This window comes from Fictibacillus enclensis, assembly GCF_030123385.1.
Taxonomy (GTDB): domain Bacteria; phylum Bacillota; class Bacilli; order Bacillales; family Fictibacillaceae; genus Fictibacillus_C; species Fictibacillus_C enclensis.
Genome location: NZ_CP126109.1, coordinates 3,411,704 through 3,438,467, shown reverse-complemented (window position 1 = coordinate 3,438,467; position 26,764 = coordinate 3,411,704). Strand labels below are relative to the sequence as shown.

Annotated in this window: 28 protein-coding genes, 1 riboswitch and 1 other annotated feature; of the genes, 14 read left to right on the top strand and 14 right to left on the bottom strand. The window is 45.4% G+C overall.

Features of this window, described 5'->3' with window-relative positions; genetic code table 11:
* Positions 1-16: 16 nt before the first annotated feature.
* Positions 17-1,030, bottom strand: a complete 1,014-nt coding sequence (locus QNH15_RS18000) for an ABC transporter substrate-binding protein (RefSeq protein ID WP_425590362.1) — start codon at positions 1,028-1,030, stop codon at positions 17-19.
* A gap of 122 nt (positions 1,031-1,152) precedes the next feature.
* On the opposite strand from QNH15_RS18000, the gene QNH15_RS17995 reads away from it, so the two are divergent.
* A complete protein-coding gene (locus QNH15_RS17995) occupies positions 1,153-1,956 on the top strand; it encodes an alpha/beta hydrolase family protein (protein ID WP_283895634.1) in 804 nt (267 codons plus the stop codon).
* On the opposite strand, the gene QNH15_RS17990 is transcribed toward QNH15_RS17995, so the two are convergent.
* The 3 genes from QNH15_RS17990 to pckA form a co-directional block, all read right to left on the bottom strand.
* The gene (locus QNH15_RS17990) at positions 1,945-2,586 is read right to left on the bottom strand and encodes a TetR/AcrR family transcriptional regulator (protein WP_283889568.1); all 642 of its coding nucleotides are present in this window, start codon (positions 2,584-2,586) and stop codon (positions 1,945-1,947) included. The genes QNH15_RS17995 and QNH15_RS17990 overlap by 12 nt on opposite strands.
* Positions 2,540-3,805, bottom strand: coding sequence for an MFS transporter (locus QNH15_RS17985; RefSeq protein ID WP_283889567.1), 1,266 nt, complete (start codon positions 3,803-3,805; stop codon positions 2,540-2,542). Before QNH15_RS17985 ends, QNH15_RS17990 begins: the two co-directional genes overlap by 47 nt.
* 130 nt (positions 3,806-3,935) lie before the next feature.
* On the bottom strand, positions 3,936-5,519 hold the full coding sequence (gene pckA / locus QNH15_RS17980; protein WP_283889566.1) for a phosphoenolpyruvate carboxykinase (ATP): 1,584 nt from the start codon (positions 5,517-5,519) through the stop codon (positions 3,936-3,938).
* A 272-nt stretch (positions 5,520-5,791) separates the two neighbouring features.
* Positions 5,792-5,910, top strand: a riboswitch (SAM riboswitch).
* 180 nt (positions 5,911-6,090) lie between these two features.
* Between pckA and metK the strand changes: the two genes are divergently transcribed.
* Positions 6,091-7,290, top strand: a complete 1,200-nt coding sequence (gene metK / locus QNH15_RS17975) for a methionine adenosyltransferase (protein WP_283889565.1) — start codon at positions 6,091-6,093, stop codon at positions 7,288-7,290.
* A gap of 218 nt (positions 7,291-7,508) precedes the next feature.
* Here the strand turns inward: metK and QNH15_RS17970 are convergent, their stop codons facing one another.
* The 4 genes from QNH15_RS17970 to QNH15_RS17955 all read right to left on the bottom strand — a co-directional run bounded on the left by QNH15_RS17970 (position 7,509) and on the right by QNH15_RS17955 (position 9,267).
* Complete coding sequence (locus QNH15_RS17970; RefSeq protein ID WP_061972423.1) at positions 7,509-8,060, bottom strand: phosphatase PAP2 family protein; 552 nt, start codon at positions 8,058-8,060, stop codon at positions 7,509-7,511.
* Between the two features lie 131 nt (positions 8,061-8,191).
* The gene (locus QNH15_RS17965) at positions 8,192-8,761 is read right to left on the bottom strand and encodes a manganese catalase family protein (protein ID WP_090235081.1); all 570 of its coding nucleotides are present in this window, start codon (positions 8,759-8,761) and stop codon (positions 8,192-8,194) included.
* Positions 8,762-8,785: 24 nt separating this feature from the next.
* Positions 8,786-9,049, bottom strand: coding sequence for a spore coat protein CotJB (locus tag QNH15_RS17960; RefSeq protein WP_061973006.1), 264 nt, complete (start codon positions 9,047-9,049; stop codon positions 8,786-8,788).
* A gap of 5 nt (positions 9,050-9,054) precedes the next feature.
* On the bottom strand, positions 9,055-9,267 hold the full coding sequence (locus QNH15_RS17955) for a spore coat associated protein CotJA (RefSeq protein WP_420889651.1): 213 nt from the start codon (positions 9,265-9,267) through the stop codon (positions 9,055-9,057).
* A 181-nt stretch (positions 9,268-9,448) separates the two neighbouring features.
* Here QNH15_RS17955 and QNH15_RS17950 point away from each other — a divergent pair, with 181 nt between their 5' ends.
* Positions 9,449-9,850 (top strand): VOC family protein, encoded by a 402-nt coding sequence (locus QNH15_RS17950; protein ID WP_283889564.1) that lies wholly within the window; start codon positions 9,449-9,451, stop codon positions 9,848-9,850.
* Here the strand turns inward: QNH15_RS17950 and QNH15_RS17945 are convergent.
* The gene (locus QNH15_RS17945; protein WP_061972425.1) at positions 9,823-10,341 is read right to left on the bottom strand and encodes a gamma carbonic anhydrase; all 519 of its coding nucleotides are present in this window, start codon (positions 10,339-10,341) and stop codon (positions 9,823-9,825) included. The genes QNH15_RS17950 and QNH15_RS17945 overlap by 28 nt on opposite strands.
* A 103-nt stretch (positions 10,342-10,444) precedes the next feature.
* Between QNH15_RS17945 and QNH15_RS17940 the strand changes: the two genes are divergently transcribed.
* Both QNH15_RS17940 and QNH15_RS17935 read left to right on the top strand, forming a co-directional pair.
* Positions 10,445-11,224, top strand: a complete 780-nt coding sequence (locus QNH15_RS17940) for an alpha/beta hydrolase (RefSeq protein ID WP_283889563.1) — start codon at positions 10,445-10,447, stop codon at positions 11,222-11,224.
* 32 nt (positions 11,225-11,256) lie between these two features.
* The gene (locus QNH15_RS17935; protein WP_283889562.1) at positions 11,257-12,321 is read left to right on the top strand and encodes a tetraprenyl-beta-curcumene synthase family protein; all 1,065 of its coding nucleotides are present in this window, start codon (positions 11,257-11,259) and stop codon (positions 12,319-12,321) included.
* Between the two features lie 34 nt (positions 12,322-12,355).
* Here QNH15_RS17935 and mnmM read toward each other — a convergent pair whose 3' ends face one another.
* Together mnmM and mnmL are read right to left on the bottom strand one after the other, a co-directional pair.
* On the bottom strand, positions 12,356-12,928 hold the full coding sequence (mnmM, locus tag QNH15_RS17930) for a tRNA 5-(aminomethyl)-2-thiouridylate-methyltransferase MnmM (protein WP_283889561.1): 573 nt from the start codon (positions 12,926-12,928) through the stop codon (positions 12,356-12,358).
* Positions 12,925-13,887 (bottom strand): tRNA modification radical SAM protein MnmL/YtqA, encoded by a 963-nt coding sequence (gene mnmL / locus QNH15_RS17925; protein ID WP_283889560.1) that lies wholly within the window; start codon positions 13,885-13,887, stop codon positions 12,925-12,927. Before mnmL ends, mnmM begins: the two co-directional genes overlap by 4 nt.
* Positions 13,888-14,070: 183 nt before the next feature.
* Here mnmL and QNH15_RS17920 point away from each other — a divergent pair, with 183 nt between their 5' ends.
* From QNH15_RS17920 to QNH15_RS17900, 5 genes are all read left to right on the top strand, one after another.
* Positions 14,071-15,264: an MDR family MFS transporter gene (locus QNH15_RS17920; RefSeq protein WP_283889559.1), complete on the top strand. Its 1,194-nt coding sequence runs from the start codon at positions 14,071-14,073 to the stop codon at positions 15,262-15,264.
* A 15-nt stretch (positions 15,265-15,279) separates the two neighbouring features.
* Positions 15,280-15,957, top strand: a complete 678-nt coding sequence (locus tag QNH15_RS17915; RefSeq protein WP_061972430.1) for a site-2 protease family protein — start codon at positions 15,280-15,282, stop codon at positions 15,955-15,957.
* Between the two features lie 69 nt (positions 15,958-16,026).
* Positions 16,027-16,260: a binding site (T-box leader), on the top strand.
* A gap of 82 nt (positions 16,261-16,342) precedes the next feature.
* Positions 16,343-18,760 (top strand): leucine--tRNA ligase, encoded by a 2,418-nt coding sequence (leuS, locus tag QNH15_RS17910; RefSeq protein ID WP_283889558.1) that lies wholly within the window; start codon positions 16,343-16,345, stop codon positions 18,758-18,760.
* 21 nt (positions 18,761-18,781) lie between these two features.
* Positions 18,782-19,090, top strand: a complete 309-nt coding sequence (locus QNH15_RS17905) for a rhodanese-like domain-containing protein (protein WP_283889557.1) — start codon at positions 18,782-18,784, stop codon at positions 19,088-19,090.
* 128 nt (positions 19,091-19,218) lie between these two features.
* Complete coding sequence (locus tag QNH15_RS17900) at positions 19,219-19,410, top strand: sporulation protein Cse60 (RefSeq protein WP_283889556.1); 192 nt, start codon at positions 19,219-19,221, stop codon at positions 19,408-19,410.
* 51 nt (positions 19,411-19,461) lie between these two features.
* Here QNH15_RS17900 and QNH15_RS17895 read toward each other — a convergent pair whose 3' ends face one another.
* Complete coding sequence (locus tag QNH15_RS17895; protein ID WP_283895631.1) at positions 19,462-20,718, bottom strand: BaiN/RdsA family NAD(P)/FAD-dependent oxidoreductase; 1,257 nt, start codon at positions 20,716-20,718, stop codon at positions 19,462-19,464.
* Positions 20,719-20,921: 203 nt separating this feature from the next.
* Between QNH15_RS17895 and QNH15_RS17890 the strand changes: the two genes are divergently transcribed.
* Positions 20,922-22,550, top strand: coding sequence for a putative polysaccharide biosynthesis protein (locus QNH15_RS17890; protein ID WP_283889555.1), 1,629 nt, complete (start codon positions 20,922-20,924; stop codon positions 22,548-22,550).
* 70 nt (positions 22,551-22,620) lie between these two features.
* Here the strand turns inward: QNH15_RS17890 and QNH15_RS17885 are convergent, their stop codons facing one another.
* A complete protein-coding gene (locus QNH15_RS17885; RefSeq protein ID WP_347343384.1) occupies positions 22,621-23,055 on the bottom strand; it encodes a DUF6884 domain-containing protein in 435 nt (144 codons plus the stop codon).
* A gap of 108 nt (positions 23,056-23,163) precedes the next feature.
* Here QNH15_RS17885 and QNH15_RS17880 point away from each other — a divergent pair, with 108 nt between their 5' ends.
* Positions 23,164-23,892 (top strand): pseudouridine synthase, encoded by a 729-nt coding sequence (locus QNH15_RS17880; RefSeq protein WP_283889553.1) that lies wholly within the window; start codon positions 23,164-23,166, stop codon positions 23,890-23,892.
* 35 nt (positions 23,893-23,927) lie between these two features.
* The gene (locus QNH15_RS17875; RefSeq protein ID WP_061972436.1) at positions 23,928-24,575 is read left to right on the top strand and encodes a PRC-barrel domain-containing protein; all 648 of its coding nucleotides are present in this window, start codon (positions 23,928-23,930) and stop codon (positions 24,573-24,575) included.
* Between the two features lie 72 nt (positions 24,576-24,647).
* On the opposite strand, the gene QNH15_RS17870 is transcribed toward QNH15_RS17875, so the two are convergent.
* Positions 24,648-24,866 carry a DeoR family transcriptional regulator gene (locus QNH15_RS17870; RefSeq protein ID WP_074440559.1) on the bottom strand — a complete coding sequence of 73 codons (219 nt, stop codon included), beginning with the start codon at positions 24,864-24,866 and terminating at the stop codon, positions 24,648-24,650.
* 463 nt (positions 24,867-25,329) lie between these two features.
* Between QNH15_RS17870 and pepV the strand changes: the two genes are divergently transcribed.
* Positions 25,330-26,730, top strand: coding sequence for a dipeptidase PepV (pepV, locus tag QNH15_RS17865; protein ID WP_283889552.1), 1,401 nt, complete (start codon positions 25,330-25,332; stop codon positions 26,728-26,730).
* Positions 26,731-26,764: the final 34 nt, after the last annotated feature.

The following is a 26,764-nucleotide window of genomic DNA, read 5'->3' as shown; positions in this document are numbered from 1 at the left end:
ATCGTAATTTTATGATTTATTTTGTGGCATCACGGGAAAAGGTGGTGTTAACCAGTTTCTTGTAATCGGCTTTTTTCGGAAGCTCTCCCGCCGCTTTCATGACCGACTGCAGGTTATTCCAGGCATCTTGTTCGAGGATCGGATTTACTGCATAGCTGTGCTGACCTTTGTAGCGGTCCACAACTTTTTCAATAAGATCAACGGGTGTGTCTTCAAAATACGGAGCGATCAGTTCCGCCGTTTCCTTTGCCGTATGGGTTTCTACATAAAGCTGCGCCTTATAGATCGCTTTGGTAAAGCGTTTGAGCACATCCCCATTCTTTTTCATATAGCTTTGTTTGGACATATAAGATGTATATGGCAGCTTTCCGGATGCTTCACCGAAGGAGGCCACCACATGGCCGATGCCTTTTTGTTCAAACAGGCTTGCCTGTGGTTCAAACAACTGCACATAGTCCCCGGTACCGGAAGCGAAGGCGTTTGGAATGTTGGCATAGTCGATGTTCTGGATTAGCTTCATGTCTTTATGAGGATCAATTCCGTGCTTCTTCAAGCTGAACTCACCTGCCATCTGTGGCATTCCGCCTTTGCGCTGTCCGAGGAAGGTGCTGCCTTTGAGCTGATCCCAGGAAAAATAATCCGGCTTTTTTCGGGCCACTAGGAAGGTTCCATCCGTTTGGGTAAGCTGTGCAAAGTTAATGACAGGATCGCTCGTTCCCTGGGCACCTACATAAATAGACGTTTCAGAGCCGACTAGGGCAATATCGGCTCCGTTGGACAAAAGCGTGGTCATGGTTTTATCTCCGCCCCATGTGGTCTTTAAGTCCACATCAATGCCCTCGTCTTTAAAGAAGCCTTTTTCAATCGCAACATATTGGGGTGCATAGAAAATGGACCGGGTTACTTCAGCCACCCGAACCTTATCACGCTTTTGTTTTTCCGAGGTATCGGAAGAACATGCCGACAACAGCAGGCATGCCGTCAAGATCAGTGAAAAGAAAAGCATAAGCTGGGCTTTTATACGTTTCAAATGGTTAGCCTCCTTTATATTCGAATGAAGGATAAAGTTTCATGTAATACTTTATATGTGAATGGTAAAATTGTGTGTTGGCCTAAATAAAAAAAGGGGGAATTTATGTGCTGGACAGCAGCCTGATCACTCATGCCCAACGGTATCCTTCTCCACATCCACAGATTACGTTATTCAGAATCTCTTATAAGAGTGAAGGGTTGACCGTAAAAGGGCTTCTGGCCATTCCCAAGAACAGCGGGAAAGACATGCTGCCTGGATTTTTATATTTGCGGGGCGGCATAAAAAAAGTGGGAATGGTACGTGTTCCGCGGATTATTCAGCTTGCTTCCCAGGGGTTTGTTGTGATGGCTCCTTTTTATCGTGGAAATGAAGGGGGAGAGGGCAGAGAAGACTTTTGCGGAGAAGACCGGCAGGATGCGTTCCATGCCTTTGAAGTTCTTCGTTCTTTATCCATTGTTGATCATGATCAGCTTCATATTTTTGGATTCTCCCGTGGCGGGCCGATGGCCTTCTTTACGGCACTGAAGTATCCAGAAGCACGTTCAGTAGTCATTTGGGGAGGGGTTTCAGACATGGCCCTGACCTATGAAGAGCGGGTAGATTTGAGAAAAATGATGAAGCGTGTCATCGGGGGAACACCATCGAAAGTTCCGGAAGGCTACAGGACAAGATCGCCTGTTCATTATTGTGAAGGACTTACTGTCCCGCTTCTTTTGATACATGGCTGCAAGGATGAGAATGTCAGCATTACACATTCGTTAGTGTTAAAAGAATGCATAGATCCGAAGGGAATGGTGGAAACCTGGTTTTATCCCCAGTATACCCACCACTTCCCGCCCCAGGAAAACAGGAAGATTACCTTTGCGTTTTGTGAGTGGATGAAAACCCGAAATAAAGAAAAGCCGGAGCTGTCACCGTTGTGACAAATCCGGCTCTTTTACGTTCAGCATGGATTTCATGCTATTTTCAAAAAGGTCCATCTGCTTGCCTGTTTGCATAAATCCGTGAGTCAGAGTAATCGCAGAAATCGCAATTCCGTCCAGAAAGCTAATCATGAACCGGCTGACGTCATCGACGGATACAACAGGATCAAATTCACCGTTTTCGATACCTTTATGAATCAAGGATGAAAAAATTCCGGCCGCTTGCTCATACCGGTTTTCGATATAGCCTCTATTCTCGGGTTTCCGCCAATGGGCAATTCCATATTCAATGATTGCCGCACTGAACGAGTCTTCCTGATCCTCATTTTTGGCCTCTCTGTAATCATCCCAGATCGTAAGCAGTGTTTTCCAAACGGATCCGTTGTTCTTTTGGAGGAGTGTATCTATTTCCTTGCGGTTATCTTCCATGGACTGCTCCAGCAGGGAAAGAAAGATGTGCTCTTTGTTGGAAAAGTAATCGTAAATACCACCCCGGCTGATCCCGGTTGCTTCCATAATATCTTTGATGCTGGTGGCTTCGTACCCTTTTTTAGCAAACACTTCCTTGGAAGCCTTCAAAATTTCACGCTGTCGTTTTTCCTTGTGTTCGTCCGGCACTTTCGGTGACAAGATGATCGCTCCGTTCTGTTCGTTTTCTTAATAGTAGTGCAGCTAGACTTATTGTAACAAGTCCCGCACCAGATGCAATAAATACGGAGATCACGCCCCAGTGGTTTCCAGCGAATCCTCCGGCCACAGGACCAATGAGTGTGGCGGTCATAATCATGCTTCCTGTAAGTCCAAACACTCTGCCGGTCATATGAACAGGGGTGAGCTTCTGTACGGCAGTATTGAAAGGAATAAAGATGAATCCACCACCTGATGCAGCCAGAAAGGTAATGACAGGAGCCCAGATAAAGGAGTGAGGAAACTGGATGCGTGCTAAATATCCCACAAGGACAAAGCCAGATCCAAGTAAAAAGAGTCCCATTGTCATGCCTTGCCAAGGCGAGCGCACCTTCCATTTGGCCAGGCATAGGCCGGAAACAAGAAATCCGGTTCCTGAACATGTGACAACCAGTCCGACCAGAGCAGGACTGCCTTCCTTCAACAAGCGAATCAACACGGAAAACTGTGCGTCCGCCATCTGCAGAATAAGCATGGAAACAAACATGATGCCTGTTCCATACAGGATAAACGGCACTTTTTTAATGTATAGAAATCCCTCTTTTAAATCGGAAATTATGGATGGATGTTCTGGCTTTTCCTTGCTTCCAAAAGTGCGGGTTTTTGGAAGCATAAAAAGCAGTAAGGCAGACAGCAGAAAGCTCATGGAGTCGAGGAGAAACACACTATCCAGGCCCGCGGCGGTCACCAAAACACCACTGATGGCGGGTCCGATAATCTTCGCCCCGTCCTGTATCACGGAACTGATCGAGGCCGCTTGCTGCATCTCTTCATCATTGACAATTTCTTTGAGCATCCCACTTTTCGCTGGTGTAAAAAGAGAAGAGAAGGTGCCAAGAAGAAGCAGGAGAACGTAGATATGCCATGGAACGTTGGCAACAATTAAACCAAGTATAATGACACAACGAAATAGGTCAGAAACCACCATAATGACTTTACGATTCATGCGGTCTGCAATTACACCGGATACAGGACCGAGCACCGTCATGGGAAGACCCAGACAGATGACGACAAAGGATATTTCAAGAGGTGAGACATCCCATTTGAAGGCCATTAACGAAAAGATGGCCATGAGGCTTAACCAGTCACCGAGGTTGGAAACGACCTGTGCGGACATTAAATACAGGTACGAGCGGTTACGTAATAGAGCATTCTTTTTCATGTAAAACACTCCCTTTTACAAAATGACACCTTTGTCGTTATTATAAGCGACACTTGTGTCGCTTGCAACCTTTTTATGGAAAATAAAAACCGCTCCCTTAAAGGAAGCGGTACAATCAGATATATTCTTATTAGACGAGCGGGCCTGCACCTTTAATTTCAGCAGGAACATTATTGAACTTTGAAAAATTATCATTGAACTGAGCAGCAAGCTCTTTGGCTTTCAGGTCATATTCTTCCGGGTTGCTCCATGTTTTCTTTGGCTGGAGCACCTGATCAGGAACACCTGGGCAGTGAATCGGGATGTTTAATCCAAAGATCGGGTCGGTTACCGTTTCCACAGATTTTAACTCACCCTGAAGCGCTGCCTGGACCATGGCTCTTGTATAGGAAAGGTTCATGCGCTTACCTGCGCCGTATGCCCCTCCGGACCAGCCGGTGTTCACAAGGTAAACTTCTACTTCATGGTGATCGATTTTTTCGCCGAGCATTTCTGCATAAACCGTTGCCTCAAGCGGCAGGAATGGAGCACCAAAGCAAGTGGAGAAGGTGGCCTGAGGAGACGTAATTCCACGCTCTGTGCCAGCAAGCTTACTTGTGTAACCGGACAGGAAGTGGTACATTGCCTGTTCCTTCGTCAGTTTACTGATCGGAGGCAATACTCCGAATGCATCAGCTGTCAGAAATATGATGGTGTTCGGGTGTCCGGCAACACTTGGCTGTATGATGTTTGGAATCGCCTGGATCGGATAAGCTGCTCTTGTATTTTCGGTCAATGAGCCGTCATCATAGTTTCCTTCACGTGTCAAATCATCCAGGACGACGTTTTCGAGAACGCTTCCAAATCGGATAGCATCCCAGATTTGCGGCTCTTTTTCCTGAGAGAGGTTGATGGTTTTGGCATAGCATCCGCCTTCGATATTAAAGACGCCTGTATTGGCCCAGCCGTGTTCATCATCTCCGATCAGGGAGCGGTGAGGATCAGCGGAAAGCGTCGTTTTACCGGTTCCGGATAAGCCGAAGAAAAGGGCGACATCGCCTTCCTGTCCGACATTTGCCGAGCAGTGCATGGAAAGTATCCCTTTTTCGGGAAGGATATAGTTCATAACTGAAAAGATTGATTTTTTGATTTCACCGGCATATTCTGTGCCGCCGATCAAAACAATCCTTCTCTCAAATGATATAATAATGAAAGTTTCTGAATTTGTGCCGTCTACCTCAGGATCAGCCTGGAACCCGGGAGCGGAGACCACGGTAAATTCTGCATCCAGTCCCTTTAGCTCTTCAGCTGTAGGGCGGATAAACATTTGCCGGGCGAACAGATTATGCCAGGCGAATTCGTTCACGACCTGAATGGGTAGGCGATAAGCATGATCAGCGCCAGCAAAGCCTTTAAACACAAAAAGTTCTTCTTGCTGGCCTAAGTAATGAAGTACTTTTTTGTAAAGCTTATCAAACTTTTCTTCATTAAAAGGCTTATTGATTTTGCCCCAGTCTATTTTTCCGCTTGAACTGGCTTCGTCCACGATAAACTTGTCTTCTGGAGAGCGTCCAGTGTATTTTCCAGTTGTGGCTCTGAGAGCACCTGTCGAAGATAAAATGGCTTCGTTGCGGAGCAGTGCTTTTTCAACAAGCATAGGTACTGGGAGATTTTCATGAGTAGCTGCGCTGTTTAGAATATCATCTAAAGTCGTCGTTGAATCAACCGTATTCATGTTCGCAAAACCGTCCTTTTAAAGAAATATATTAATCACCGTCAACATGACTAAATTCGAAATTAGTATAGCACATTAAAATAAATAATGTATACTATTTTATTTAACATTTTACGATTTGGTTCGAAAATCAGGCATTATCCTCTGATCAGCTCTGGCAAACATTATTATCAGGCATAGTGACGCTGAAAATTCCTATCTGGATGAAGAAGGGGTGCCATTTCAAGTTGACAGGTTTGTCGAACTGCGCTATTATATTTCGGGAACGGCTACTCTTATTCCGAGTAGGTGGAGGGACAGGCCCTATGAAACCCAGCAACCGACACTTCGTGCCAAAAAATGAAGTGAAAAGGTGCTAACCTGCAAGGTGAACAAGCCTTGAAAATAAGAGGTGAAGGCGTAGACATAAGACCTTTTCCCTCGTGTATGATGATTTAGGGAAAGGCTTTTTTTATGTCTCAAAATGGTTTGAACCTGAATATTTTACAAAAACAAAGTATCCATATAGGAATGAGTACCGTATCTTAGAAAAATATTGCTCTATGCGTTAAATAGAGAAGGAGGATCTCAATTGTCTAAAAGTCGTCGTCTTTTTACATCTGAATCAGTTACAGAAGGGCATCCGGACAAAATTTGTGACCAAATTTCCGATGCGATCCTGGATGAAATCCTGGCTAACGATCCAAATGCCCGTGTAGCTTGTGAAACTTCCGTAACAACCGGACTTGTGCTGGTTGCAGGAGAAATTACTACATCCACATATGTTGATATTCCGAAAGTGGTTCGGGAAACCATCAAAGAAATCGGTTACGACCGCGCGAAGTATGGTTTTGACTCTGAAACATGTGCGGTTCTGACATCCATCGATGAGCAGTCTGCTGATATCGCGATGGGGGTTGACCAGGCGCTTGAAGCTCGTGAAGGTTCGATGACGGATGAAGAAATTGAAGCAATCGGTGCTGGTGACCAGGGTCTTATGTTTGGCTATGCCAACAACGAAACACCTGAACTCATGCCGCTTCCGATTTCATTGGCACACCGCTTGTCCCGCCGACTGGCTGAAGTGCGCAAAACGGAAGAAGTGCCATACCTTCGTCCAGATGGTAAAACTCAAGTAACGGTTGAATATGATGAGGATGACAAGCCGGTTCGTATTGATACGATTGTCATTTCAACTCAGCATCACCCTGAAATTACACTTGAACAAATCCAGGCGGATATTAAAGAACAAGTAATCAAGCCTGTTGTACCTGCAGAATTGATTGACGAAAATACAAAGTACTTCATCAACCCGACAGGCCGTTTTGTAATTGGCGGACCACAAGGGGACGCCGGTTTGACTGGCCGTAAGATTATTGTTGATACGTATGGCGGATATGCCCGTCACGGTGGCGGGGCATTCTCTGGGAAAGACGCGACCAAAGTAGACCGTTCTGCAGCATATGCAGCACGTTATGTTGCGAAAAACATTGTTGCATCCGGTCTTGCTGACAAAGTTGAAGTTCAGCTTGCCTACGCTATTGGTGTAGCTCAGCCTGTATCCATTGCTGTAAACACGTTTGAAACAGGAAAAGTTTCTGAAGAGGTATTGGTTGATCTTGTGCGCAAGAACTTTGACCTTCGCCCGGCAGGAATCATCAAAATGCTCGATCTTCGCCGTCCGATTTACAAGCAGACAGCTGCTTATGGACATTTCGGCCGTACTGACGTTGAGCTTCCTTGGGAAAAAACAGATAAAGCAGAAGCACTTAAAGAACAAGCAAACGCATAAATAAAAAAGCCGGTCTTCCATTGGGATTCCCACTGGAAGGGCCGGCTTTATTTTTTTGAGCGGCAGATCAGGAGGTTTATGCTCCAGAGATTTTATGAATACAGGAAATTTGAGGATTGTTGGCAGATTGAATCCTGACTGGAAAGTGGGATTTATTTCTTTTACAATCATCAAATCGTGTTCCTGTAGCGCTTTTTTCATGTAACCCCTCCTGAACATTATAAATGGTTGGTAACGAGATAAGAATTAACCAAGAAAACGGAAAAGATTCCTGAACTGATTCCCAGCATCATGCCTGCGAGGACATCTGTGGGATAATGCAAGCCAAGGTACATCCGGGAGATTCCGACAGAGAAGCCCAGCGGAACAAGAATCCAGAGCAGACCGGGGTGGATCAGGGACAACGGGATAATGACAGAGAAGACCGCTGTTGTATGCCCGGACGGAAAGGAATGGTCTTTCAGCGGATGACTGAAGGTTTTTGTACCCGGTATCATGAGGTATGGGCGCTTGCGGGGATAGCATTTCTTGGAGATGGCCACAGGGATATGGCTGAGTACGAGAGACAGGAAACCTGCGGCAGCAAATATTCTTGCATTATCAGGTGCGAAGAGCAGTACGAGAAGAGTGGTAATGATCGTGGCAGTTGCACCTCCAAAGTGGGTAATGGCGTTAAAGTACTTGTCCAACAAACGATGCTGCAGCCTGCTGTTTACCCATTTGAATAACCTGCATTCTTTTTCATAAATCCACCCGGTCACTCTCGCCATAAACATCCTCCTGTCTTAATGCTGATTTCTCCTTAAGCATACAAGTGGATGTTTGTCCCAGTTTTAAGGAAGTATGAAGAGTTTGTAAAAATAAAAAACCACTGATGAATCAGCGGTTTTAAGAATGACTGTCAAAAAACGGTTTTTCGGTCGCGTTCTTCTTTCAGAATTTCCACAGCCTCCCGGAACCTCATGGAATGGATAATTTCACGTTCCCTCAAGAAACGGAGACCGTCATTGAGATCCGGATCGTCCGACATGTCAATCAGCCACTGATAGGTGGCGCGCGCCTTTTCTTCAGCTGCTATGTCTTCATAAAGGTCTGCAATCGGATCTCCTTTGGCCTGAATGTAAGAGGCGGTCCATGGAACACCTGCTGCATTATGATAAAAAAGAGCACTGTCATGGTTCGCATAATGGGCATCCAGTCCGGCGTCACGCATCTGTTGAGGCGTGGCGTCTTTGGTAAGTTTTACAACCATTGTGGCAATCATTTCAAGGTGAGCAAATTCTTCTGTGCCTATATCGGTCAACAGCCCGATGACCTTATCGGGAATGCTGTACCGCTGATTCAAGTAACGCAGAGCCGCCGCAAGCTCTCCATCGGCTCCGCCGTATTGTTCAATCAAAAATTTAGCGAGTCTCGGATTACAGGTGCTGACTCTAACCGGGTACTGAAGTTTTTTTTCATAAATCCACATGGTCACCCTCCAATAAAATTACATTTACACTTGCCAAGGCCAAGGCCCTTTGTTCCAGTCCCATGGTGTACCTGAATAGCTGTTTCCGTACTGCTGCATGGGACCGTATTGGGATTCAATGGCTTTTTTCAGTTTTTTTCGCTCCCGTGCATAATGATTAAACTGATTAATGCTTGCGGTGTCATTTGGATGGGTATCAAGGTACAGCGTTAATTCTACCAGCACAAAATCCACAGCCTGCAATTCTTCCAGGAGTCTGTAATAGTCGGCAGGAAGGCTATTTTCCATATGCTTTAACTCCTCCGATCATAAGGGTTTTCATAATAATCGTAGAACGCCGGCCAAAGGGTTCCTTTCTGTAATGCTTCCCTCGGGGAAAACTGCGGCAGGTTGGGCGGCTGGAATGTCATATACAGTTGCGGTGGAGTGCGGTAGTACTTTTTGCCGATGGGAGGACAAGGATCAAACGGACTGTGGTAAGGGGTATAGGATTTTATCGGTTTCAATAAGTTCACCTCCAAAAAAGGGCTCTTACTACTTTATTGAACAAGAGGAGGAAATATGACTTTAAGGTAAAAGCGGCTTCTGGGGTTTATCCATTTAAATAGGAAATCATCTTGTGGTATGATTTATCCAGAACATGCATTATGTACGGAAAAAATTTTGGGATGAATGGAAGGGGAAGCCATGTACGAAGGAATCCATCACGTTTCACTAGTGGTAACTGATTTGAAGAAAGCGTTGTATTTTTATGAAGGCATATTGGGGTTCAAAGCAGACAAAGAGCGCCCGCAGTTTGGTTTTCCGGGCGTATGGTACAATTTTGGCGCAACTCAGCTTCATTTGATCGTAAACCCGCAGGGAAAAGCATTAAGAGGAACGGATGACCTGGATAGCCGGGATGGCCATTTTGCCATACGGGTGAACGATATTCCGGGGTTATTGAAAAAACTGGATCACTTCAAGGTGCCATATCATAATAAACCCGAGAATAAGACGCCATGGCACCAGGTATATGTATGTGATCCGGACGGCAACTTAATCGAGTTTAACGGCGATCGTCAATCGGATTCGGAAAGCGACTTGTAATACTGCCCTTTTTCCTGATATTCACGGCGAATGCGGTTCATATCGGCGATGTCGTCAGCATTTAATTCCCGAATCACTTTGGCTGGACGGCCAAACGCCAGGGAATTTGGCGGTATCTTTTTTCCTGGGGGAACGAGGCTGCCGGCTCCGATAAATGCGCCTTCGCCAATTTCAGCACCATCAAGGACCAGTGAGCCCATTCCGATCAGCGCATTTTTCCGGATGAGACTGCTATGTAAAATAACACTGTGTCCAACCGTCACTCCATCTTCAAGGATCAGGGGGCGGTTGGGGCTTTGGTGAAGAACCGAGTTATCCTGAACATTTACGCCATTGCCGATAATCGTGGGGGAAACATCTCCGCGTATGACTGTGTTAAACCAGATGGAACTGTTTTCTCCGATGGTCACATCGCCGGTAATGGTTACATAATCTGCAATATAGGCGCTTTTTGCAATGACTGGATTTTTTCCATTGTAAGGGTAAATCAAACGTATCACATCCTGTTTTCAAATAAAATCGGGTTTTTAAACTGTTTTTAGCTTTTCATTCTATTCTATCAAAGGATAATTATTTCGAGAAGGGGATGCTGTTATGTGGAAGTGGGAAACTAAGGATGTAGTAAAAGGTGCCGTTATCATGGTTCATGGTGCGGGGGAATATCACGGCCGCTATGAATGGCTGATTCAGCAGTTTAACGCCGCAGGCTTTCATGTCTTAATGGGAGACCTTCCCGGACAGGGAACGACCACCCGCCGCCGCGGGCACATTGATTCTTTTGATGAATATATTCTCACGATAGAAGAATGGATTACAGAAGCTGAGCTGTATTCCCTTCCTGTATTCCTTTTTGGCCACAGCATGGGAGGACTTGCCGCTATCCGTGCAGCAACGGAGAGGAACTTTACCTTAAAATGCATCATTCTTTCATCACCATGCCTGGGGCTTGCGAGTCCACCAAAGAAGGGAATTGAAACACTTTCCAGGGTCCTGAACACAGTGGCTCCTTCCATCAAATTTTCTGCCAATCTGGATCCTGTCAACAAAACAAGAAATGAACAGGTTCTTCTGCGGGATGCTTCTGATCCGCTGCTGGTGGAGAAGGTGTCGGTAAGATGGTACCGTGAGCTTGTAAGCGCCATGAAACAGGCTCATCAGGAGACGGACCGCTTTCCGAACGTGCCGCTTTTGGTCATACAGGGAGGAGACGACCGGATTGTGGATAAACGTGCGGTCCGCAGCTGGTTTAACCGGCTTGAACTCCATGATAAAATGTATAAAGAATACCCGGGCTTGTATCATGAAGTGCTGAACGAGCCGGAACGGGATGATGTTTTTAAATTTATGAAATCGTATTTAAATCTTCATTTTTGATTTTGGATGATTGCAAGGGGTGGAAAATTGAAATGAGTGTACCGAATCAACCTTGGGCATTAATGTATCGCATCTATCGCAATGTTCTGCCCGATGTAGCACTTTTTTTAGAGAAATGGCGGGAAAAGGCAGAGACCATCCCCAATGACGAACTTAGAAAACAGGCTCTGATGAGCATTGATACAAAGGAATTCCATTGCCAGGGAGGAGCCATACTGGCTCTTCTGGCAGGTGAACAGCGGCAAAAGGTTATTGAATTTGTGGTAGCCTATCAGACAATCAGCGACTATTTGGATAATCTCTGTGACCGAAGCACTTCACTTGATCCCAAGGATTTTGAAGCGCTGCACGAATCTATGATTCATGCGCTGACACCGGGGACTGAAAGGAAAAATTACTATCGTATGAGAGAAGACCAAAATGATGGGGATTACCTTTGGAGCCTGGTACAAACGTGTCAGCACATTCTTTCGGAAATTCCGCATTATTCTTCCATCGCGGATTCACTGCTTGATCTCGCACATTATTATTGTGATTTGCAAATACATAAGCATGTGATGATTGAGGAACGGGTACCGAGGCTGCAGGCCTGGTACCGAAGCCACAAGGATTCGCTGCCTGCCATGAGCTGGTACGAATTTTCGGCCTGTACAGGCTCGACTCTCGGTATTTTTTGCCTGGTCTCCTACGCTTCGCAGAAAAGTTTGACTGCTGAACAGGTTCAGGTGATTAAAAACGGCTACTTTCCCTGGGTTCAAGGTTTGCATATTCTGCTCGATTATTTTGTGGATCAGCAGGAAGATGAAGAGGGGGGCGACCTCAATTTTTGCTCGTATTATGAAAACGGAAATCAGCTTCTGGAGCGGTTTGGCCATTTTGTTGAACAGGCTGACCACAGCATTCAGCGGCTGCCGGACAGCAAATTTCACAAACTCATCAACAGAGGACTGCTTGGTATCTATCTTGCCGATCAGAAGGTCGACCGCCACCCTGGCATTAAAAAGGCGGCAGGCAAGATCATGAAAATGGGCGGAGGAATAACCTATTTCTTTTATATGAACCGAAGATTGATGCAACGACTAAAGCCTTCTGTATAAAAAGAGCGGATACTGCACATGCAGTTTCCGCTCTTTATCTTTTTTCAATCGCCACAATAAAAGGAGGACTGTTTTTTTGATTAATAAATCCGTATTGCAGGACATGGGCTTTTTGCTGATCCAGCTGACTGGCATACTTTAAAACGGTATCCCGTTCTTTCTTTCCTTGTTCATGGCCGTGGTAGATGACCAGTACGGCGATTCCCCCGGGAGCAAGCAGATCATAAAGCTGTTCCAGTGCCTCTATTGTGGAATCGCTTTGTGTGACAATCTCTTTATTTCCACCGGGCAAATAGCCGAGATTAAAGATGGCAGCTTTAATCGAACCGTGGTATTCCACTGGAATGGCAGATTTCATCGTATGGTGGCCGGCGTGAAAAAGGGTTACATTGTCAAGTGCCTGTTCTTCCAACAACCGGCGGGTGGTGTTTTGAATCGCCAATTCCTGAATGTCAAATCCAAACACACGGCCCCTCTTACCGACCATTCGTGAAAGATGAAGTGTGTCATTCCCGTTTCCGCATGTGGCATCGATAACAGCACTTCCATCTGACGCAGCGGCTTCGAGCAATGTTCTTGCAAATGGCAGTATTCCTTGTAGATTCATAGCGGCCTCACCATTTCTTCAGAATAATATTTTCCCTGGTAACTGTTTCTTCGTTCAAGTTCGCTTTCGATCGCGTTCAGGACTTTCCATTTATTCATACTCCACATCGGGCCAATCATTAATTCAGGGGGCCCATCACCCGTAAGGCGGTGTATCATCATTTCAGGGGGAAGAATCTCAAGCTGGTCACATACGAGATTAACGTAGGTATCAAAGTCCAGAAACTGAAGCATTCCCTTGTCGTATTGCTTGACCATCGGCGTTTTTTTTAACAGGTGAAGCAAATGGATCTTGATGCCCTGTACATCCAGCTTGGCTACTTCTCTTGCCGTTTCCATCATCATTTCTGGTGTTTCCAGTGGAAGCCCGTTAATAATATGGGAGCATACCCGAATATTATGTTGACGGAGCTTTTGCACACCTTCTACATAGGTTTGGTAGTCGTGGGCACGGTTGATGAGAAGGGCAGTCCGTTCATGGACCGTTTGAAGACCCAGCTCGACCCACAGGTAGGTCCGTTCATTGAGTTCTGCAAGATATTCAACCACATCGTCAGGCAAACAGTCGGGACGGGTGGCAATGGCCAGTCCGGCGACATCCTTTTGCTCCAGGATGGATTCAAACATTTCCCGCAGCTTTTCCACGGGGGCATAAGTATTGGAAAAAGCCTGAAAATAGCCAAGGTATTTCCCTTTTTTCCATTTTCGGTGCATACGTTCTTTTACCGTATGAAACTGGGTGATCAAATCATCACGACGGTCCCCGGCAAAATCCCCGGATCCGCTCTGCGAGCAAAAGGTACAGCCGCCGTATGCTGCTTTTCCGTCACGATTTGGACAGTCAAAGCCGCCATCAAGAGGGACTTTGATAATTTTTTCATCAAAATGGTTTCGTAGATGGGTATTCCATGTATAAAAACGCTTGTCGCCAAAATGGGCGGGAAAACTTAGGTCTGGCAATTAGATTCACTCCTTAACTTAACAAAAATGCTCACTATCGCACTATATGCCATTTTAGCATGGGAGAGTCCATTCTCCAACATTCGGTTAGAGGGGAGGAGGAGGCAGGTTTACAATTGTCAGCACGCAGAAAAAGCACTACAATACTTAGGGGTATTCTTTTGCTGAAATGGGGGGCTTGGTATGCCAAAGTCGCTTTGGCTGCTTATTATCGGCATGGTCCTGAATGTAACAGGATCAACTTTTTTGTGGCCGGTGAATACGATTTACATACATGAGCATCTCGGAAAGTCGCTGACTGCTGCGGGAATTGTGCTCATGATCAATTCGGGCGCCGGGGTGCTGGGCAATCTGGCTGGCGGCCTGTTGTTTGACAGGCTTGGTGGTTACCGTGCCATTCTTGCCGGAGTTTCGATCACCCTTCTTGCCCTTGTACTGTTAGTGTTTTATCATACATTTTTGTTTTATGCCCTTCTTCTTGCGGTGATTGGATTCGGGATGGGAATGACCTTTCCATCCATGTATGCCATGGCGGGAACCGTCTGGAAAGAAGGCGGGCGAAAAGCATTTAACGCCATTTATGTTGCCCAGAATGTGGGGGTGGCGCTCGGAGCGGCTGGCGGCGGATTTGTCGCTTCCGTTTCCTTTCAATGGTCGTTCATCGGAAACGCCGGCCTTTGTGCCGTATTTTTTCTGCTCGTTTTATTTGGTTTTAAAGAGATGAGCAGCAAAGCGTCAGAGATTGCTCCGGAAACCATTCTTACCCAGAATACAAGAATACAGAACAAGACTATGTTTACCGGGCTGCTCATTTTATGCGCAGGCTATTTGCTGGCATGGATCTGTTATGTGCAGTGGCCATCCACGATTGCGGTCTTTACGCAGGAAACAGGCATCAGCCTTAGACTGTACAGTCTGCTTTGGACGGTGAACGGTGCATTGATTGTCCTTTTGCAGCCAGTCCTCACTTATGTTTTAAACAAATGGACCGCTGCCACAAAAACTCAAATTCTTGCAGGTTATGTAATCTTCATTCTTTCGTTTATTATAGTGAGTCAGGCCGAGTCATTTGCAGGTTTTCTTGGAGCAATGGTGGTTCTGACGCTAGGGGAAATGCTGGTTTGGCCAGGCGTTCCTTCCATTGCTAATGAACTTGCCCCTGCGGGCAGGGCCGGCTTTTATCAGGGAATCGTGAATAGTACGGCTACAGCGGGACGAATGATCGGGCCATCATTTGGCGGCATTCTCGCAGACACCTGGGGAATGAATGCTGTTTTTAGTGTCATTTTTGGTTTGTACCTGATTAGCATGGCACTTACGCAATTGTACGACAGAAAGATTGCTGTCCGCGATCTTTCGCAGAAAAAGACCGTTTGAAATAAGGAGAGTTGAATGGAAAATTTCATGGCTTTTAATTTTCAGGAACTGCCGTTTGTCATCATTTCATTGGTTATTGCATTTACCATTCATGAATTTGCCCACGCATTTACCGCTTATCTATGCGGTGATCCGACAGCAAAGAACCAGGGCCGGCTTACCCTTTCGCCGATTGCCCATCTTGATCCCATCGGCACCATTCTCTTGCTGATTGCCGGCTTTGGATGGGCGAGGCCTGTTCCGGTTGACCGCCGGAACTTCAAGCGCCCTCACTTATATGGCATTCTTGTTTCGATTGCCGGGCCGCTGAGCAATATATTGATCGCTGTTATTGGCATCATTGTTTTTTATTCACTTTTTACAACGGGTGTCGTGGACGGTGTGTCGGAAAAGGGAATTGATTTTATCGACCGGCTGATCAACATGCTTGTCTATTTAAATGTCTTGCTGTTTGTATTTAACTTGCTTCCGGTCCCGCCGCTTGACGGCTATCGCGTTCTCGAGGACCTGGCACCGGATAGAGTCCGGGCGAAAATGATGAAATATGAGCATTTTGGGGTCATCATTTTCCTGGTTCTCGTTTTAACACCGCTCGACCGTTACACCATCTATCCGATTTTCAATACCATCGTGCCTGCTGTCGCCAATACGGTGGATAACTGGATTCGTCCTTTCTTTGAATCTGGTATATAACTAGGAAAATAGGGCTAAGCTACACTTGACAATTTGCTTTGGTATTCATACAATACAAGTTAAATATGGTAAATTACGATGATAAGGACTAGTAAAAAAGCAGAAGGAAGCAGAGAGTTGACGGATGGTGCAAGTCAACCCCAAACCTTTTTGAACTCGCCTTGTAGTTGCGGAAGTGAACATTTGTAGCTTCTGTCGTGCAACCCGCGTTAAGGGTCCAATGAGAGAGCGTGGCACGTTTGCACGCTAATGTGGGTGGTACCGCGGCAGGTTAATAAGTATACACAACCTTTCGTCCCTGAATGAGTTTTAGGGGCGGAAGGTTTTTTATTTTGTCTTTATTACTTTAAAGGGTGAATGATAGTAACAGGGAGGAAAAGACAGTATGCATTACGATCATCGAAAGATCGAGCCGAAATGGCAGCAATATTGGGAAAACAAAAAAACATTTAAGACCGAAGAGGATTACTCAAAAAAGAAATTTTACGCCCTGGATATGTTTCCTTATCCGTCCGGTGCCGGACTTCACGTTGGTCATCCGGAAGGCTATACAGCCACTGACATCCTTTCACGCATGAAGCGTATGCAGGATTACAATGTACTGCACCCTATGGGGTGGGACGCATTCGGCTTGCCGGCCGAGCAGTATGCACTTGATACAGGAAATGATCCGGCTGAGTTCACCGAAAAGAACATAAATACCTTCCGCAGACAGATCAAAGAACTTGGCTTCTCCTATGACTGGGACCGTGAAGTCAACACGACTGATCCGGAGTATTACAAGTGGACCCAATGGATTTTTATCCAGCTGTATAAAAAAGGATTGGCGTATGTTGACGAAGTACCTGTGAACTGGTGTGAGGCACTGGGGACAGTCCTTGCGAACGAAGAAGTCATCGATGGAAAAAGCGAACGCGGAGGCCATCCGGTTGTCAGGAAACCGATGAGACAGTGGATGCTGAAGATTACAGCCTATGCCGATCGCCTTCTTGAAGATTTGGAAGAGCTGGATTGGCCGGAAAGTCTGAAAGAAATGCAGCGCAACTGGATCGGCCGTTCGGAAGGTGCTGAAGTTCATTTTGAAATTGACGGATATGACAAGCAAGTAACCGTGTTTACAACACGTCCGGACACCTTGTTCGGAGCGACCTATCTTGTGCTTGCTCCTGAGCATGCATATGTCAATGAGATTACTACAGAAGCCCAAAAGCAGGCTGTCGAGCAATACAAAAATGAAGTGGCTACTAAGTCTGACCTTGAACGCACCGAGCTTTCCAAGGAAAAAACAGGTGTCTTTACCGGTGCTTATGCGGTCAATCCAGTTAATGGCAAACGGGTGCCAATCTGGATCGCCGACTATGTGCTGGCGACTTATGGCACGGGTGCCATTATGGCCGTACCGGGACATGACGAGCGCGATCATGAATTTGCGATGAAATTTGAATTGCCGATCATCGAGGTTGTAGAAGGCGGAGATGTGAGCAAAGAAGCTTATGCCGGCGACGGAAAGCATGTGAATTCCAACTTCCTGGACGGTCTGGATAAAGAGGAAGCCATCAATAAAATCAACAGCTGGCTCGAAGAAAATAAAAAGGGCGAAAAGAAAATCACGTACCGTTTGCGTGACTGGCTGTTCTCCCGCCAGCGCTATTGGGGTGAGCCGATCCCGATCATTCTGTGGGAAGACGGAACAATGACTCACGTTCCTGAAGAAGAACTTCCTTTGCAACTGCCTGTGGTGGAAGAAATCAAGCCATCAGGTACAGGAGAATCCCCGCTCGCCAACGTATCAGAATGGGTGAATGTAGTGGATCCAGAAACCGGCAAAAAAGGACGCCGCGAAACCAATACAATGCCGCAATGGGCAGGAAGCTGCTGGTACTATTTAAGGTACATCGATCCAAAAAACAGCGAAATGATTGCCGATCCTAAGAAAATTCAGCACTGGCTGCCGGTTGATATTTATATCGGCGGTGCAGAACATGCGGTTCTTCACTTGCTCTATGCCCGTTTTTGGCATAAGGTGCTTTATGATCTTGGCATTGTTTCGACAAAAGAGCCGTTTCAGCGGTTGTTCAACCAGGGAATGATTCTTGGCGAGAACAATGAAAAAATGAGCAAGTCCAAAGGCAATGTAGTGAACCCGGATGAAATCGTCGCCTCGCACGGTGCAGATACTCTCCGTATGTACGAGATGTTCATGGGACCGCTCGATGCCTCTATCGCATGGAGCACGACGGGGCTTGACGGATCCCGCCGTTTCCTTGACCGTGTGTGGCGCCTGTTTGTCGCAGATAACGGAGAGCTTAATCCTGCAATCACAGAGGAGCAGGGAACAGATACCTTTGAGCGGGTTTATCATCAGACCGTGAAAAAGATAACGGAGGACTTTGAAGGACTTCGGTTTAACACTGGTATTTCTCAATTGATGGTGTTCGTGAACGAAGCCAACAAGCAAAAGGTTCTTCCGAAGTACGCGATGGAAGGCTTTGTGAAGCTTCTTTCTCCAATTGCTCCACACATCACGGAAGAGCTTTGGGAAAAGCTTGGCCACAGCGGAACCATTGCCTATGAAGCTTGGCCGGTATGGGATGAAGCCAAATTGGTGGATAAAGAGGTCGAGATTGTAGTACAGATAAACGGTAAAGTAAAAGCTAAGCTCAGCGTACCAGCTGACATTACACGGGAAGACATGGAGCAGGCAGCAATGGACAGTGACGCGGTTCAAAGCAGCATTGAAGGGAAAACAGTCCGCAAAGTCATTGCAGTTCCAGGCAAGCTCGTGAATATCGTTGCCAATTAATCCGCAAAGAGGTGAAATGAATTGACAGATCATATTGAAACGATTACTCCTGAAGAGGTGAAAGCTAAGCTGAAAAAGGGTGAGGCCATCTCCCTCATTGATGTTCGTGAGGATGAGGAAATCGCTGCGGGAAAGATTCCTGAAGCGAAACACATCAAGATGATGGAGATCCCTGATCGATTGGATGAGATAAATCCGGACGAAGAGCATATCATCATCTGCCGTTCCGGGAATCGAAGTGTGAACGTATCTTACTTCCTTCAGGATCATGGATATAAAGTAAAAAACATGGTCGGCGGCATGCTGGCTTATGAAAGAGATTCCGAATAAATTAAGACCTGGCTGTCAAAATGCGCAGCCGGGTTTTTTTATGGATTGTTTTAAACTGCAAAACTAGTGGGATTTTTACAAAGGATTCGACGAAACCGGGAGGGAATTACTTAGACAGGAGGTGGGGTATGTTAAAGATCAAATTATTTGATGAAGAACATGAAGAAGACCTGGAAGAAGCGGTTAATGCTTTTCTGGAGAATATTCCTGAATCCAAAATCAAAGATGTTAAGTACCAGGTTTCTATCAGTGACAGTCTGAGAGCAGAAGAGGAACCGACCATATACTCCTATTCCATCCTGGTAATCTATAGCGAGTAAACAAAAAGGCTGAGAGGCAAGTGTTTTCACTTCCTCTCAGCCTTACTGATTTTATAACACGGCGGCGTTCGTTCCCGCCAGGTGCCCGGTAACAAAAGCAACAGTAATGTTGTATCCTCCGGTATACCCGTGAAGGTCGAGTACTTCTCCACAGAAATACAATCCCTTTTTCTTTTTGGAAGCCATACTTTTTGGCTCGATTTCCTTAATCGATACGCCTCCGCCAGTAACAAAGGCTTTTTCAATGGAGAGTGTTCCGTTAACTTCCAATGGAAAACGTTTAAGGAGTGAAGTGAACTTGCGAAGACTTTGCTTGTTCAGATGCTCACCCGTTATCTCAAGCGGGATTTCTGCTTTTTCCAGCAAAAACAAAAGATACCGTTCGGGAACCAACCCTTTTAAGACATTCTTAATGGCCTTTTTCGGATCATTTTTCAATAGGTTGTTTACTTGTTGAAACAGTTCTTCCTCGTTCAGGTCAGGAAAGGCATCAACACTCATCGAAATGGTTTTCGTATTAAATTTTTTGAGAGCTTTTACTACATATTGGCTGGACCTGAGAACAGCGGGTCCTGAAATGCCGAAGTGGGTAAAGATCATATCCCCTTTATGTGATTTGATCAGCTTGCCCTTTGGATTCCAGACAGACAGCTCCGCCTGGCGCAGTGAAAGGCCCTGCAAAGTTTTTGATTTAATAAAAGGTTCAGAAGAGGTGATGGGAACCTCAGTCGGATAAAGTTCGGTGATGGTGTGACCGGCTTTTTTTGCCCAGGCATAGCCATCTCCGGTTGATCCTGTATGCGGTACCGATTTTCCTCCGACGGCAATGATCACTGACTTGGCGGGAATGATGGTGCCGTTTTTCAAAACGATTTCTTTTACCGCCTCTTCGGTATAGTTAATGGTTTCGACGGGAGAGTTGGTCCAGATTTTCACACCGAGGGATTCAATTCTCTGTAACAATGCCGCAACCACATCGCCGGCCTTATTGCTGACAGGAAACATTCTTCCATTGTCTTCTTCTTTTAACGCTATGCCCAGTCCCTCAAAAAAAGAAATGATATTCTCGTTATTAAAGATGGAAAACGCACTGTATAAAAAACGCCCGTTTCCGGGAATGTGTTTAATGATTTCCTCAATGGGCAGCCTGTTGGTGACGTTGCACCGTCCTCCGCCTGAAATAGCCAGCTTTCTGCCAAGCTTGTCCCCTTTATCGATGAGCAGCACTTTTCTGCCCTTTGATGCTGCTGCGACTGAGGCCATAAGTCCTGAAGGCCCTCCGCCGATGACAACCACATCATATTTCATTTTTGCACCTGCTTCCTTTTCTGCCTGGCTTTTCAACCAGGTCTTCAAAACACGTTCATTTGATACATTCAAAAAGATACCACAAATTTTATCAAATTAAAAATTCTGTTTCATTTGATTGCTTGTGTTACAATACTAATGTTGTTTTAAGAGAACACATAAAAATTGCCTGGTTGCAGCATTTAATAGTAGGAGATGGATTCATGTCTCGGTTATTGCGAGGAACGTTAATTTTAACAGCAGCAACATTTTTTTCAAAGTTTATCGGAATGCTATACATTATCCCTTTCAATGCGCTTGTCGGCACGAAGGGGCTTGCGTTATATGGGTATGCCTATAATCCCTATACGGTGCTATTAAGCATCGCAACGATGGGAGTTCCGCTGGCGGTTTCAAAGTTCGTATCGAAGTACAATACGCTCGGTGACTATGAAACCGGAAGAAGATTATTAAAATCGGGACTTTGGATTATGACGGCCACCGGCTGTATGGCTTTTCTTATTCTGTACTTAATGGCTCCCGGCCTGGCTTCAAATATCCTGGGAAAACATGATGGTGTCGGAAATTCGGTCGAGGATATCACGTTTGTCATCCGAATGGTAAGCACCGCCTTGATTTTTGTTCCTTCCATGAGTTTGATCAGGGGATATTTTCAAGGATTTCAATCCATGGGACCTACGGCGGTTTCGCAGGTCATTGAACAGATTGTCCGTATTTTGTTTATTTTGATTGCCAGCTATATTGTCATTAAAGTGATGCATGGTGATTTAACAACCGCTGTGGGACTGGCTACGTTTGCGGCAACTGTCGGTGCAGTCGGCGGTTTGCTTGTTCTGCTCTGGTACTGGAACCGCAGACGGCCGTATCTGAAAAAACTGTATGCAGAATCAAAGGTGGAGTCCACGGTGTCGCTGCCTGCGATCTATAAGGAAATCGTCTCGTATGCCGTTCCATTTGTAGCGGTTGGACTTGCCATTCCGCTTTATAAAAATATTGATCAGTTTACCGTGGTCAGTACACTGCAAAATGCGGGGTACAGCTTAAAAAAAGCAGAAGCCGTGTTTGCGATGGTAACCCAGACTTCCCACCAGCTGGTCATGATTCCGGTGTCGCTTGCCACCGCCTTTGCGCTGACGCTGATCCCGGTGATCACGAAGTCTTATACTGAAGATGACAGAGAAACCTTGAACAAACAGATCACCCAGTCCTTCCAAATCACCTTGTTCCTGACGGTGCCGGCGGCCATCGGGCTTTCGGTTTTAGCTTATCCGGCGTATGGAACTCTCTTTACCCTGGGGGACATCAAGCTGGGAGGACAGATTCTCGAGTGGTATTCCTTGTCTGGCATCTGGTTTGCCATGTTCACTGTAACAGCAGCCATTATGCAGGGGCTTAACCGCCAAAAATTTGCGCTTTTCAGCATGCTTGTAGGAATACTGTTTAAGTTGTCATTGAACATTCCCCTCGTTCTTTTGTGGCAGGGGATCGGCTCCATCATTGCCACTAATATTGGCTATACGGTTTCGATTTTAATCAACCTGTATGTTATTAAGAAATACGGTGAATTTTCATATAAGTGGGTCATTCGCCGTTCCATCTTGATCCTTGCTTTTGGTTTGGCAATGGCCCTTGTCGTTTACCTCGTAAAAGCGCCGATCGAACACTCTTTTGATGGCGTGTATACAAAAGCAAGAGGCGTAGTGGTGCTCACTGCAGGCATTATTTCGGGAGGACTTGTTTATTTCTTCCTCTCTTACCGTTCGGGGCTGATTGGCCTTGTGCTTGGCCAGAGATTCAAGTTCCTGAAACGAAAAAATCAAAAAGCCACATAAAAAGAAGGTCCTTTGAAAGGACCTTCTTTCTGCAATGATGGCTTGGCAAATCGCGTGTAAAACGCCGGATTCACTTTGAAGCTTCGTTTTGTTCATCATACCACTTTAACTGGTTGCCAATGCTGTATCCTTGCAGGGGAACCTCAAATTGGTATCCCGCACGGGTGAGTGCAGGCTGGAGATGTTCCCGATATACCCAGCCGCCATGGAGGAAAACCGTGGTTTCTTCCGGTTTTTCATGCGTGAGCAGTTCATCGATGACCTTTCTTGCCCATTCCTGCTTTTCCTTCGATGAAAAATTTTTGATGGAAACATTATAGGGCTCAATCCGCTCATCCTGAGTGAGAAACCCTTCTTTTGCACTGTAAAAATAAAACGCATCGTAATGTTCCTTGGCATAATGAACCGATTTTACAAACAGTGGGCTTATGTATAATTCGATCGCAGTTGCGGGATGGTGCAGTTTTTTTCTGGCAGTAGCCAGCAGGCCAATTTTCCGCTTCATCACATAATCTCCTCCTATAGTACTAAAATACCCGCGTTTCATAATTATAAAGCAAAATTTTGAAATTATATAGGAAAATATACTTATGAACAGAAATGAGGTCGCGCCATGATGCGTATTGATAAATTGTTAGCCAATATGGGCTTTGGAAGCCGGAAAGAAGTAAAGCAATTATTGAAATCAGGTGTTATTAAAGTGGATGAAGCGGTTGTAAAAGACAGCAAAACAAAAGTGGATCCGAACGTGCAGAAGGTTACCGTTCATGGTGAGGAAGTGGTTTATCAGGAAACCATCTATCTGATGATGAACAAGCCGCCGGGAGTCATTTCTGCAACGGAGGATCATGCTCTGCAGACGGTAATTGATCTTCTGGAAGAGAAAGACAGGATTCTTTCTCCATTTCCAGTAGGGCGGCTGGATAAAGATACAGAAGGGCTGCTCATACTTACGAATGACGGACAATTGTCCCACTCGCTTTTATCCCCAAAAAAGCATGTACCTAAAACCTATTTTGCAAAAATAGACGGCTGTGTTACGCAAGAAGATGTGGATGCGTTTAAACAAGGTGTAACGCTTGAGGATGGCTATCACACCAAGCCAGGAACTCTTGTCATTCTTCAATCAGGAGAACATTCCGAAATCCGGCTTACGATTACCGAAGGCAAATTTCATCAGGTGAAAAGGATGTTTGAGGCGGTCGGAAAAAAAGTAACCTACCTGAAACGAATCCGGATGGGGGGACTTGACCTTGATAAGGGATTGAAATTGGGGGAATACAGAGAGCTGACGGATGATGAATTAAACAAACTGCAGGATGGAAAGGTTTTTTCTGACTGATATTGGGGTAAAGCCTCCAAAAGGAGGAATGTTTCATGCTAATAAAAGGAACAGATTTACTCGATAAAAAAGTACGGCATGCCGAAGCGAATGAAGATAATATTGAATTAAATGGCATTCTTCTAAATAAATATGACTTTTCACTGTGCTACCTTACGTTTGAAGAAGCCGTGCCTGCGGACCCGGGAAATGATAAGTCATTTGATGCTGTAGACAGGAGTGTCCTGGACATGCAGGCAGCGACAAGCGGGATTGGCTCACAGAGTACACCAATAAGCGGAACAGGCTATCCTGTTACCACAAAAACAAGGATCAAAGAAACGTATTATATTCCTTGGCATGAAATTGTTTCATTGGATGAGGATATCGTCTATCAAGGGAACGAACGCCAATTGGATGAACCGGAAGAATGTTTGGAATCCACCATATTTAAGGGATGGACCGTGGAAACCACTGAAGGAGATAAAATCGGGAAAATTCATGATCTGATCTTTGATACCATTGCCAAGAAAGCAGTGGCTCTTGAAATGACCGAAGGCTTTTGGTCAAAGCTGATGGGAGAAGGCAACAAGTATTTGCCTATTGCAGGAGAACCTCACTGGGCAGAGGAGAAATGGATTGTAGAACCTGAACTCAAAGATCATCTGGTGAATACAAAGGATGAAATCCAGCCACTGTTTTAAATCAGAAAACAAAAACCCCTGTCCAATGCGAGGCAGGGGTTAACTTATGGAAGCAAGAAAATCTTTTCTTGCTTAAGAAACTTTTACTTTTTTAGAAGTTGCCTGCCACAATCCGCGGCTGGGGCTTGTCACCAGGTTGTTATACGCCAAAACATTTAAGTCTCTTTGGATCGTACGCTGCGTAGTTCCAAATTCTTCAACCAATTCTCGTGTTGTAACAGTCCCTTTCTTTTTGATAAAAAGATACATGGATTTTACACGGTTCAACATACGGTTAGTTGAAGGACTCAAAAAACCACTCCCTATACAGTATTGTTGTTCATAATAAATTATAGTGGCAGTTCTTTAATTTATTATGATGAATTGTTTAAGTTTTCTTTAAATACGAGAATGAACATAAAAAGCGAAGACTCCACTTTCTGGTTCTTCGCTGCTTGGCCATGATCTTAAGTATCATGTTTCTCTATATCTCGGATGATTGGCGGCTTTGCAGCATAGAATGGCCACTGTTTCAGTTGCAAAAACAGGCATTCATTTGTACGAATATAACAACCACACCTCCTATTTACGCGATATTATACTTCATTTTTTTGAAAAAAGCAAACAAGTCGGCTCTTTTCCGAACAATTTTATAAAATTTTCACCTTTTCGACTCAATCGGCTAAAATAGAAGAAGGTTTTGATCATGATCAGGATGTACCATCCGGAAATGGTGAAACATACATATATATCCAGAAGAAAGGTGAATCATAACATGAACCATATAGATTGGAAAATCGAAGTTGAGAAAAGAAAAGATTCTTTTCTGAACGATTCACAGGGACTTCTTCAAATCAGAAGTGTTTTGGATGAAGGGAATGCAACCAAGAATGCGCCATTTGGTCCTGATATCGCTGCAGCTTTGGAATATATGCTATCGCTCGGCGAAGACGCGGGGATGGCTGTCAAAAATGTGGATGGATATGCTGGCCATATTGAAATGGGGGCCGGGGAGGAACTGATTGGAGTTCTCGGGCATTTGGATGTTGTTCCTGAAGGCGACGGGTGGACGGTGGATCCTTATGGCGGAGAAATCAAGGACGGCAAAATTTTTGCCAGAGGAGCCATCGATGACAAAGGCCCCACGATGGCGGCATGGTATGGGATGAAAATCATTAAGGAATTAAATCTCCCTTTATCAAAGCGCGTAAGGCTGATTCTTGGAACAGACGAAGAAAGCCAGTGGAGATGTGTCGACCATTATTTTAAGCATGAAGAAATGCCTGCGGCTGGCTTTGCTCCTGATGCGGATTTTCCAATCATTCATGCAGAAAAGGGCATGATGAATGTAACGATGAAACAAGAAGTGGTCACTAAGGGGGAGGAGTCAGAGGCTGTTTTACAATCCTTTCAGTCGGGTTTACGCTTAAATATGGTTCCAGACCGGGCCGAAGCTCATCTGATAACGGCAGAAAAATGGGAGGACCGTTTTCAGGACTTTTTGAATGAAAACCACTTAACGGGTGGAATAGAGGAAGAAGGAGACGTGCAGCGTTTTTATCTGACAGGAAAGTCCGCCCATGGCAGCACACCTGAATTTGGCGTGAATGCTGGGATCATGCTCGCGAGTTTTCTGTCTCAGCTTTCTTTGGATCACCAAGGTTTGTCATTCCTTCATTTTATAAAAGAACACCTGATGGACAGCTCGGGAGAAAAATTAGGCATCAAGGTGGAAGATGAAGTGAGCGGGATGCTGACCGTTAATCCTGGTGTGTTTAACTATCACAAGGAAGATGGGGGTTCTTTAGGACTCAATATCCGGTATCCGGTAACACACTCTGGTAATACGGTAATGGAGATTCTCGGAAAATTGGCGGAAAGAGAAGGGTTTACGATTGACGTCACCAAGCACACGACCCCTCATTTTGTGGATGAACAGCATACCGTCGTTCAAACGCTGAAAAAAGTATATGAAGAACAAACGGGGCATTCCGGAAAACCGATTGCCATAGGGGGAGGAACGTACGCCAGATCGCTTGAAGCAGGAGTAGCGTTTGGTGCCCTGTTCCCCGGAAGGGAAGACGTTGCCCACCAGAAGGATGAATATATGTTTTTGGAAGATTTGTTCAGCGCTGCGGCTATCTATGCAGAGGCTATTTATGAACTGGCTAAATAAAGCAAAAAAAGGTGGTCCTTACCCGATTGCTGCG